Below are 11190 nucleotides of genomic sequence, written 5' to 3'. Positions count from 1 at the left end.
ATAATAGTTTGAAAGCATTATAAAACTATTCTCCAATTTCCCTTTTGCCAATTGTATTAATAGAAAATTCATTAGCGAATAAATCATTCCGGCGTATTGACCTGGCTACGGGCATATTGATTTTTCCCGCAACAAATTGAGCAACCTGCATATTTCCCCAATACCTGGTATGACCGATCCGCAAGTGCTCACAACCATCGGTCCATAAGTGTTCTGGTTTGCCATCAAAACCCACCGCCCGGGATGCCGTTCCATCGGCGGATAACAGCCCGCCAAGTCTGAAAAGGGTAGCCAGTGTCCAATCCGCTCTGGAAGCAATCCCCGAAAATTTCAAACTTGTGTTTGTTAAGGGATAAAGATTGCCCGATGGTTTGCCGAATAAACTGATTGGTACTGCAGCTGCCAGAAGGCAGGTATGTTTCACATTCTGGATCTGGGGAGTGAGGATTTTTGTCATCGCTTCCAAAACAAGGCGGCAGCCAAGTGAATGGGCAATAAAGGTAATTTGCAGCCTTCGGTTGTTGAGAAACGAAATGTTGAGATATTCCGCCAATTTGAATGACATGGCAATGGTATCACCAATCATAGTGGAGTAACTTGCGCCTTTAATTACCCAATCTCTATACGCTGGCCAGAAGAAGGGCACAATCCGTTTCAGATAACGTTCGGGCACGCCCGAATTTCGATAGTTTGAGAGCAGCTTGTCGTATACACCCTGCGCGCTTTTCCGATCGTTGTTAAAACCATGAACCAGAATAACCAAATCATTTTCAAAAGCAGGCCACAACCCCTCCGCATTTACCGCTGTGTATGCTCCAATCCCCCGCTCCCGCTTTATTTCAAGGGATTTGTTTTGCCTTATCCCAATGTTCATACATTACTCTTTTCTAAGCGTTTCAAAATGCCCCTTATCACTATCGATAAAAACGCCCCTTCATAACCAACAATTATCGTAACCACCAACCATGTAAGCCAATCCGCCCAACCAAAAGCAAAAAAACCGAGCACAGCAGCCAAAATTACACTACAAGACAAGCAACTAAGCCAAAGGAAGTTTAGCCATTTTGTAGAAATATCGATCTGTAAGCCATCGATGTTACGTTGAATATAATTGTTGATCTTATTCCTCGCCTCGTTATAATTGTTATTGCTTTCTGTTTTTAATGAGTTCAGGGTTCTATTAAATTCAACTACCGTCTTCCAATCCTCATTAAGACTTTTCTGGTCAACCTGATGACTAATAAAAGCACCTAACAAAGCTTTATAGGTTTCCGGGTATTCCATAGCCGCCTGTGCTGCGATGGCTAATTGACCACAAAGATTTTCAATGGGCAAGTGATAAAGTGCCTTCTCGTTGCCTCCAGTAGTCAGCAATGCTAACTGGGCAAGTACACTCTTAAGATCAAAACTCGGCTTAGGCTTTTCCGGCGCAGACGATAATGGGTTTTCAACTGTGGTACCCTCCATGCTATTGTCGCTAGGAATTACATCCAATACACTTCCTTTTTCTAGCCAACCTTTAACCCATTTTTCAAAATTCTTTTTCCTTTGCCATCGCTTAAGTGCCTCAATAATACCTGTAGTAAACACACCAACTGTTAGTGACGCAGCCAGCATGGCGAGCGGCCATCCCTTAAACATTTCCAATACATGTTCGCCTTTAAATAAACGTAAATTTGTTACTTCCAATATGATCATTAAGTTCATTGCATATAGATTTAGGGATCAATACTTACTAAAATTTGTTAAGAAATATTGCTGAATCTTTGTAAGGTCAGTATCCTTTCGCTTAACCGAGGCCAGCATCATATCTAAAGCAAAGTCGGAAATCTGCCAACCCAAAGGCAGCACAGGGTGAATTGTTCCATTACAGATCTTCAGATCATTAGGCCTGACGTAGTAATAGCTCCACCCCTGTTGACCGGCGAGGTATTTATTTGTGATATCGGCCTTGATCGAATTGCCACTAATGGTATTTAAAATACCCAGCAATGGTGCGCTGGTCTCGTAAAGATTTTTTGTGCGTTCTACCGAGTCCATGGGCGCAATACTGTTTGGAATGGATAGAATAGAGATGTGGACCCGGCTATAAGCCGGGTTAGTTTTTTTCAACGTGTCCAAAACAGAACGAAAAACCCTGATAAGCTGCAGGGAAGTTTCCGCTCCTGAGTTCTCAACGGTACCGCCATCTGTAAAATGATGTTGCTCATTAAATTTTCCGGTGGGGCTTACAAAGGGAAAGCGCGCGCTCAAGAAGGCTGCGCTACTCAGATGGATATCTTTGTTTTTAATTAAATCTTGTATCAGAAGAACTCCGGGAAAATCCATCGTATCTAGCTTTACCGGTGCCAGTATAGCTTTGACACCATCATTAATGTCGTAAGTATTGGAGACGAAGAGCGGAACCTCTTTACGTTTATCCTTCCACGCCGTACGCAAAACCGTATCGTATGCAAGCCCCGAAGGGTAACCATATGCTTCCCATGCTTCCTCAGTAACTTTAGCACGGTCGGCGTAAAGGTTAAGCCCGAACGATCCCATTAAAAAGTCACGTCCGAGAATGCCTACCAGGTCATTCGTCAGAAAATCATGCCCATAGAATTTGAGTTGTGTTTTATCGTTAACAAATACGGTGTCCGAATCCGGATGCCCAACATGTTTCAATCTTGAAGCGGCCAACAATGATAGTCCGATAGTCCCTCCGGATGCACCAGAATAAGAGAATACATAATGCTGGAAATCCGGTGTTGCCGTTGAGCTATCCCTATTGAGCAGCATGAGGGAATCTAGCCTGCCTACCACCATCGTTGTCCAGGCAGCGGCTTTGATACCACCGCCAAAGGCATTCACAAAGAATACGGGATATTCTTTACCCACGTCATCTTGCTTCATTATTTCCGATTCGCGGCTTTTCAACCAATCCCTCACGTAAACTCGCAAGCTGTCCTCCTCCACTGCAGGCGTTACTTTCCGGTCAACAAGGCTTACATTATGAAAATCGGAAATCGTTGCGGAAGATATCATAAATGTGATCACCATAAAAAAGGTAATTGGCTGAATTTTGTACTTAAGGCCGATGAGTAGTAGTACGGAACTGAGAATGGTATAAAATACCATTCCACTGATAACAAATGGCAAAGAATAAAAACGGTCTTCCCTGGTAACCAGTGACGAAAAAAAACGAAAATTAAAAAGGATAAAAAAGACAAATACGACCACACTCACGAAAGCAAGTATGGGGACAAAGGGTATATTGTTTTGGAACTTTTCGCGATAATTAACGGTGACCAAAAAGAGAAAAGATAATCCGAAAAGGCTAATGGCAATATGAATGAGCGATGATGGTTGCTTGTTGCCCGCGTAGAAACTCCAGGCTACACCCAACAAAACAATTAGGAATAATATCCAATATCGACTTTCGTTAAATTGCTTGTTCTTGAAAAATATGCGATCTAACAATTTGAACCGGAGTATTTCGATATAAAAGAAAATTATTAGTACGAAAAGGGCCATCGGCGGGATGCCGTCTAAGAAATATTTGATATGATAAGACTGCATGGCAGACAGAATACCTGTAGCTGGGACCATCAGTGTTGCCGATCCAATTAACCTGCTTAGATAGGTTTTTAGGGTAACTCGTTTTTTATAATCAGGGCTTTTTTGATAAACGGATTTAAAGTCGTAATCACGCTTTCGCTCATGGGCGTCATCATAGGCTTTCGGCAAATACCAGTTCAACACGGCATGAACAAGTATTGCGAGCATGAACCAGAATACGCCCCAAGGTGAACTATTTATGGATACAAGGAGATCCGCAAATTGATCGACGAAATTAATCAGGACTAATAGTACCAACAAACCAATCACTACGATCCGAAATCGCCATAACTGTAAAGCAAAGGCCCTTAAATAAAAGTTTATTATCCTGAGGTTTTTCTTCATCGCCGGGCGGAGCACTCTGTAATAATAATAAGCAATACTAAAAATAAGCAGGAGCCATTTGATAAGGGACGGAATAAATACCAACAGTGCGAGACCGCTTTCGGTGGCTCCGCGTTCAATTTCCCGTATAGACAGCAGCGCAAAGATGTTTTCAACGATATCCAGCATGCCCGCGATAAAAACAAGGGATACAGCCTGGCGGGCACTTAAAAAACCTTCGTAGCACTCCTGCTTTCGCCAAATTAAGAACACAAATAACCCGACATAGAAAAAGATAAAAATGAAATCGACTTTTATGTTATGCACCGCAGTTGGCAGGGCACACACCTTTTCACGGGTATAGACTGAATCTACTGTATATTTTGGGACATAAGCCCAATTCTTTTTCCAGTCATTTAAAATGGCTGCTTGTTCGGCGTTAGAATGGCAGAGTTCGAGCGAAACTATCCCGCTTTCTGCATTGGGGGTTTTTAGCAGGAAACTGTTCTTGTTGGATAAGATGCCCGTAATGAACAGGCCAGCCAACAAAAAATAAAATAAAAGTAATTTGGGGGCCATGGCGATAGTATTTTAAGGTTGAAATAAAAAACCATAGATCATTGCAAATATCACTGCGCAAGCCGCTGAGGGGAGCGTATAGAACAGTCGTTGCAATACAGGCAGTTATAGCCTAAATTTGGCGATCAGCGTCCGGCAAAAATAATTTCGGGAATCAAAAAGTTTGATAAACGTTGTCGAACATCTTCCGTACGGCAAGCCATCATGATGGATGCTCTTTAGAGTCCGTAATAAAGTATCTTGTAGTGAAAAATAATTGCGACAAGAACATTGTAAAAAATTTAGGTATTCAATCAAGCAATTAACAACTAATTGATTTTCATTATAATATAAATCTAAACAAATTGCAATATTTTTTAATATTAATTAATATAAAATAAATAAGAACAGATGACTAGGCTTTATTTAGATTTTCTTGAAATATAGGTTAAGCACCAGATGTGCTCCCTCTCCTGCAATGCCAGTAGAATTACAAATGTCAATTATTGGATAGGGTAAACGGCTATAAAAATCAAAATCGTGGTAAATGATTAGGTGAGTGATTCCTATTTTAGAAATTCACCCACCAGAATCGACATATAAATCAGGGAGTTTTGGAACGAGACTGGTTCTTATCAACAGCATCAACAATTTGCTGTACCATTCCAATCGCATCGCCGGAGAAAGTTTTCAATTGACGTCCATTAGCATATAACACAGCAAAAGGAAATTGCTGAATATGGAAAGCGCGCTGAAACACGAACGTACTCCCCTCAGTTCCTGCAACAATGCCCGGATACTGTTTCAAATGATATTTTGTTTCGAAAGCACGCAACGGTTGCAGCGGCGTGTTGGTGATCATAATCACCCGGAAACCCTGCAACCTATTGCGTTGTTCCAAAAGCTTGGTTGTAAAATGCTGGCAGTCGTCGCAATCGGGCAAAAAATAAACAAACAAAACCTTGCTACGGGGTTGAAGATCTTCACCGCCGTAGTAAGAGGCGTCAGTCCTCCCGATTTTAAACGCTGGCCAATGCGTTTGATAGTCTTGAGCCAACAACCTTGCCGACGAATTAAACAGCAATGTAAAAACCAGTACAATTTTTAAACGGCCTTTCATTGCAGGTTAATTATTGAAATGCTGTTTGGTTTGACATTGTTGCGAGGGATAGCGCAGCCATATCACCAACGTTTTCTGATAAACCAGCAGGAACAATCTTACAGGCAGCAATAGATTCAAAGTAAGCTTCCTGGTTAATCGATTCCATCATTGCCGGCCTCAATAGTTCTTCCGAACGACCAAAAATACTTCCCAGGATAATTAATTCCGGATTCAGCATATCAATAAATAAGGCGAGTGCCTTGCCTAAGTATTGCCCGCAGAGTTGATAAACAGCTAAAGCTGTTTCGTCGCCAGCAAAAGCAGCCTCGGCAATTGATTTAGCCGTTAACTGGGTTAGTTCTTCAATACTATTGCAATAGGCTACGGATTTGCCCACCTGTAACATTTCCCTCGCCTTAATCTGGCCGATCTGCGCAATTCCGCCTCCACTACAGAACCCTTCAAATGATCCCGCCTTACCAAACCCTACCGGCCCCATCTCGGCCAATCGAATATGCCCTACCTCACCTGCTAAATCTGATATTCCGGAATAGAGCTGACCATTGAGTATTAAGCCAGCTCCCATACCTGTACCAAACGTTAGAAAAATAAGGTTGTTGTAGCCTTTGCCTGCGCCGTATCTCCACTCGGCTACAGCACAGGCATTAGCATCATTTTGTAGTAAAACCGGCCTGCCGAATCGCTCCGAGGCCATTTTTACAATAGGCACATTATCCCAGCCCAATAGGTTTGGCGGCGACAGAATCAGTCCTCTCTTACTGCTAAGTGGGCCACCGCAACTAATACCTATGCCCTCTACTTTTGTTATACCAATATTAAACTGAGCAAGGAGCCGTTCTGCGGTAACAAATAATTTTTCGATCATATCGTATACCGGCAGGTCCGTTGGCATCGACTCTTTACATAAGATTTGGATATCGTCTGCAGTTTTATCCCCTATAAGTACGGCGCATTTAGTTCCGCCTATGTCAAAACCTAGTAGCATGGCTTAGTCTTTTAAAGGGTAGATTTTAACTGATCGGAAAGCAACTTTACCATGTTTAGCATACAGCCATACTACGTCGCCATTATGTTCATAAGTTCGGTTTACGATGGTGCGCCTATGGTCAATATCGGCATCTAAAATACCATCTTTCATTACCAGGTCTATTTTGAGCACTTTATTTAGCCCTTCTACACCGGTAATATTAGTATTACCCAGGCTTACAATGCCATCGCCGTTAACAAAGTTAAGACGGTACCCGTTATCACCCTGGTCATCACCTTTAAGCAGCAGTCCAAATTCTTCATTCGCTCCCTGTGGTTCTATCTCGAGGGTAATACGGCAATTGTTAGGCACGTGGTCAATACGGGCCGCCCCTACGCCATTTGGGGAGTTGATCAGAGCGCCATCTTGCCCAATTAAAGAGGCAGCCAGTGCGGGCTTTATCGCCTCTGTAAGCGCATTGTTTGTTAGAGGGATCATCTCTGCCGGAAAACGGGTATCGAGTGTACCGTCCGGCTCCTGGATAATTTCTCTGAACAGCGAATTGCCACCAAATATTTCGTGACCGCCATCTTTACTCTCATTACGATTAGGAACCCAGGCTGCAGCTATCCTGCGATCATTTTTAAATTCGGCTGTCTTAACCACATTAGAGAAATCTTCATTAATTGCCTGATGACGAGGAGCCTCCCATGGGCCATAAGCGTTTTTAGATTTCACATAATAAGTTCGGCTGTTATCGCTGTAGAAAAGGTAATACCAACCTTTCCAGAAGAAATAATCAGGGCATTCCGGAACACTGGCCTGCCCCGTAAGAATCGGTGCTTCTACTTTCCAGCTTTTCAGATCTTTCGAGGTTAGGTGTACCAAGCATCCGGCGGCAGATCTCATAACCGGATTTTCCTGCTCGCTTGATACGAACAGGTGAAAAACACCTGCTTGATCAACAAACACCTTGGGATCTCTGAAATTACGTTTGCTGTAACCCGGAGCAGAAGTATAAAATGGATTTGGCTTTTGTTTATCGAAATGAATACCATCGTCGCTAATGGCATAGCTCAATTGCTCGTTCACTTTACCTTCCTCGTTAATCAGCCTTGTGGCGTAAAAAGCGTAATATTTATGATTATGATAAACTACCGAGCCGGTACAGATAGACTTTTCCCAGGCTTCATCAATACCAAGCACCAAGGGATGCTGTTTCCAGGTTTTGAGGTCGGTAGAGGTACTTAGCGCCCACTGATGCCCACCAAGGCCGTTAAGGCTTTTGTGATGCGCCGAGTCCAGTAACCAGTAATAATAATAGGTACCGTTGTGCGAAAATGGGATACAGTCGCCCACAAAGAGGTTGCCTTTGGGCTTAAAATACTGCATAGAAGTAGTCGATTGAATATTCGGATCATATTTTACACCTAACTGAGCCTGCACTGTAATGCTGAAAATAACAGATAGGATGAGTAAAGAAATTTTTTTCATTTTTTTCAAAGATTAGAGTTTAAAGTTTTTGCGGTGTTCCGCCGGTTCTCCAATGGCTTTCGATCTCTTCTAATGATTTTCCTTTGGTTTCCGGGATGTAATAGTATCCCCACCAAACACCTGCCACACAAACCAATGCGTAGAGCCAAAAAGTTACGTCTACGCCCAACGTATTAACCAGTTTTAAAAAAGTAAATGCAATAATGGCGTTAAAGCCCCAATGTGATAAAGAGCCGATGCTCATGCCTACGCCGCGAACATTGAGCGGAAACACTTCTGAAATTAACAGCCAGCCCAACGGCGCCAGGCTGATTGCAATAAAAATAATGAAGCACACAATACTTAGTACCGCAAACACCGGCAGGCTTGCTCCTAGCTGTTCTTTAAAATGAAAGCATGCGCCAAGCAAGGCCAAAGAAGGTATCATACCCCAAATGCCTATAAAATAAAGTCGGCGTCGGCCCACACGGTCAAGCAATAATATGGATACAAAACAAGCGGCAACATTTACCGCACCAATGATAATAGCGGGCAGTATAGAACCAGTATTGCTTACAATACCCGCCATTTTAAAGATAATAGGTGAATAGTAGATGATCGTGTTGACACCTGAGAATTGCTGAAAGAAGAAAATACCAATGGTGATAATGAGTGGCGCACGTAACCAAGGTTTGAATACCTCTGTCCAGCTTGCCGATTGATTACTCTCGAGTTGAATGTCCAATTGTAGCTCAGCCAGGGTTTGTTCAACGATATCCGCATCTTCCACTTTTTGAAGTATTTTTTTCCCTTCTTCCCAACGTCCTTTACTTATGAGCCAGCGCGGTGTTTCCGGCAGAAAAAACATACCTATCAATAATACTACTGCCGGTATAAAGCCCACCAGAAACATCCAACGCCACGACTCGGGCTTACTATCATCAGACAACAGATAATCTGCAACGTAAGAAACCAATATACCAATGGTAATCATCAACTGATTTAAGGTTACCAGCCCTCCCCTAACCCGTGTTGGCGAAATTTCGGAAATGTACATAGGCACCACGTATGATGTGATACCTATTGCAAAACCCACAATAATGCGCATAACAATAAGTGTTGTAACATTGGGCGCATAAGCACAACCGAAAGCTCCGACAGTGAAGATAATGGCATTGATGATGATCATCCGTTTACGGCCGATGGCATCAGACAATTTGCCACTCGTAAGGGCACCGATAACAGCGCCGATAAGAACGGTTGTTGTAATTAATTCGATATTGGCATCTGAAAGTTGCCAATACTGTTTCAAAAACGGAAGGGCTCCTGAAATTACGCCGGTATCAAAGCCGAACAACAGTCCACCGGTAGCCGCGATAACGGCGATCATTAACACGTTTGGTTTCAAACTCATAATTTTACTTGGTTAGAAGCCTGGATTTTGCTTATACAGGCCTTTGCTATAATTGATTTGGTTTAAAGGGATCGGCAGATATTCATCGCGTCCCTTCGTAAATTTAGCATTTTTCAGGTAGGAGCGTTTAGATGACTCCGAAGTAAAATATGAGTTTAAATAAGTATCGGCAATGCCCCAACGTACCAAATCAAAAAAACGGTTTCCTTCCAGTGCAAATTCGAGGCGTCGTTCGGTACGGAGTGCTTGTCGGGCAAAATCCTGCGTCCAGTTGCAATTAACGCCTGGCTGATAAGTGGCCACCTTATAATTTGATGTAGCTGAGCCATCGGTTTGCTTTAACCTCGACGTGCTAACTGCCGCACGTTGCCTTACCTGATTAACCAATGGCAGTGCATCCTGTGGTCTGCCCAATTCAATTAGCGCCTCTGCTTTCCAAAGCAAAACGTCGGCGAAACGGATCAGCTCCCAGTTTTTTGAGCTTGACATAAATGGCGGAATTTTTTGGAAGGATGGGTCGCTGGCATCAACAGTACCTTTCAACTCCGAAAAATAACCGTAAATGGCCGGGGCCCTTGCCCAGGTTTTTTGATAAACAAACTTTGGATCGTACTTGTAAGGGTGCCCCGGAATGGCAACCGTATGGTCAAGCCTCGGATCGAATGTCTGGTTAAGGAAATCGCCGCCTTCGATAGCGTCACTGTTATTATAACCTGTAAATAATGGCAAACCTGTAGATGCAGTTTTAAAGGAGTTAACAAGGTCCTGGCTTGGAATATGCTGCCAGCAGCAACCAAACTCCTGATTCATCGGGTAAACCAGCGAGTGCCCCATATCTATACGACCAAACTGCGTTCCATCATTTTTTGAATATTGGATGGCAAAAATGGATTCAGGACCGTTTTCATTTGCGGTTAGGAAATTATCTCCAAAATCTCCGGCTAAAGCATAACCGCTATAGTTAATCACACTATCGCAGAGCGTTACTACTTGATTTAACTTGGTTTGATCTATCCCGGTAACGGTATGTTCGTCGTTCTGCTTGTATGCCTGATATAACTCGGTTTTAGCCAGATAAGCCTGGGCCGCATACTTAGTTGGCCGGCCTTTGTCTGCTTGTGTAGCGGGTAAATTATCGGCAGCATAGCGAAAATCGGCAGCAATTTTATCCCAAAGCTGATCACTGGTCAGTGCCACGTTCGAAATGTTGATGTACTGATCTACCGCTATACTCTCATCGATGTAAGGAACCCTGTTCCACATGATCTTAAGCATGAAATAATAGTTTCCTCTCAGAAAGCGCATTTCGGCTTGGCGCTGAATTTTTTGTGGATACGATCCTGCGTCTATCTGCTCTACCCGTTGAAGCGCGTTGTTAACGCGGGCAATTCCATTATACAATTGCGCCCACATCTGGTCGGTGAGGCTGTTTGTGTTCTGGTTGGTTACAAAGGTTTCGTAGTCGTTCCACTCACTGTTGTCGCCCACACCGTCGCCGCCTTTATAGGCATCGCCACTACGCATGCTGCCCCAAGGCCAAAGGCTGTTAGACGTATGCAGATTTTCGTTACCTAACGATGAGTAGGCTGCGATTACCATCTTTTCGATATTCGTTGGTGTATTCAGCTCATCGCTCGAAATAACCCCCTGGGGTTGCTGGTCGAGGGTCTTTTTACAAGCGGCCAGCACGCTTAAAACCAATATGATTGATAAAATTTGCTTTTTCATGGTTGC

8 protein-coding genes are annotated in these 11190 nt (G+C 43.2%); all 8 read right to left on the bottom strand.

All coding sequences use genetic code 11. From position 1 onward, the window contains the following. Positions 1–25: 25 nt before the first annotated feature. On the bottom strand, positions 26–874 hold the full coding sequence (locus GSY63_RS20385; protein ID WP_166587706.1) for an alpha/beta hydrolase: 849 nt from the start codon (positions 872–874) through the stop codon (positions 26–28). Then, positions 871–1707: a hypothetical protein gene (locus tag GSY63_RS20380; RefSeq protein WP_166587705.1), complete on the bottom strand. Its 837-nt coding sequence runs from the start codon at positions 1705–1707 to the stop codon at positions 871–873. Before GSY63_RS20380 ends, GSY63_RS20385 begins: the two co-directional genes overlap by 4 nt. 18 nt (positions 1708–1725) lie before the next feature. Further along, a complete protein-coding gene (locus GSY63_RS20375) occupies positions 1726–4467 on the bottom strand; it encodes a hypothetical protein (RefSeq protein WP_208094621.1) in 2742 nt (913 codons plus the stop codon). Positions 4468–5083: 616 nt separating this feature from the next. Continuing rightward, on the bottom strand, positions 5084–5599 hold the full coding sequence (locus tag GSY63_RS20370; protein ID WP_166587703.1) for a hypothetical protein: 516 nt from the start codon (positions 5597–5599) through the stop codon (positions 5084–5086). 10 nt (positions 5600–5609) lie between these two features. After that, entirely contained in the window at positions 5610–6587 is a 978-nt protein-coding gene (locus GSY63_RS20365; RefSeq protein ID WP_166587702.1) for an ROK family protein, read from the bottom strand. 3 nt (positions 6588–6590) lie between these two features. Further along, positions 6591–8063: a family 43 glycosylhydrolase gene (locus GSY63_RS20360; protein WP_166587701.1), complete on the bottom strand. Its 1473-nt coding sequence runs from the start codon at positions 8061–8063 to the stop codon at positions 6591–6593. A gap of 19 nt (positions 8064–8082) precedes the next feature. Next, positions 8083–9456 (bottom strand): sugar porter family MFS transporter, encoded by a 1374-nt coding sequence (locus tag GSY63_RS20355; protein ID WP_166587700.1) that lies wholly within the window; start codon positions 9454–9456, stop codon positions 8083–8085. Between the two features lie 12 nt (positions 9457–9468). After that, positions 9469–11184, bottom strand: a complete 1716-nt coding sequence (locus tag GSY63_RS20350) for a RagB/SusD family nutrient uptake outer membrane protein (RefSeq protein ID WP_166587699.1) — start codon at positions 11182–11184, stop codon at positions 9469–9471. Positions 11185–11190: the final 6 nt, after the last annotated feature.

The sequence above is a fragment of the Mucilaginibacter agri genome (genome assembly GCF_009928685.1).
GTDB classification, from domain to species: domain Bacteria; phylum Bacteroidota; class Bacteroidia; order Sphingobacteriales; family Sphingobacteriaceae; genus Mucilaginibacter; species Mucilaginibacter agri.
This window is presented reverse-complemented; position numbering and strand designations above follow the sequence as displayed.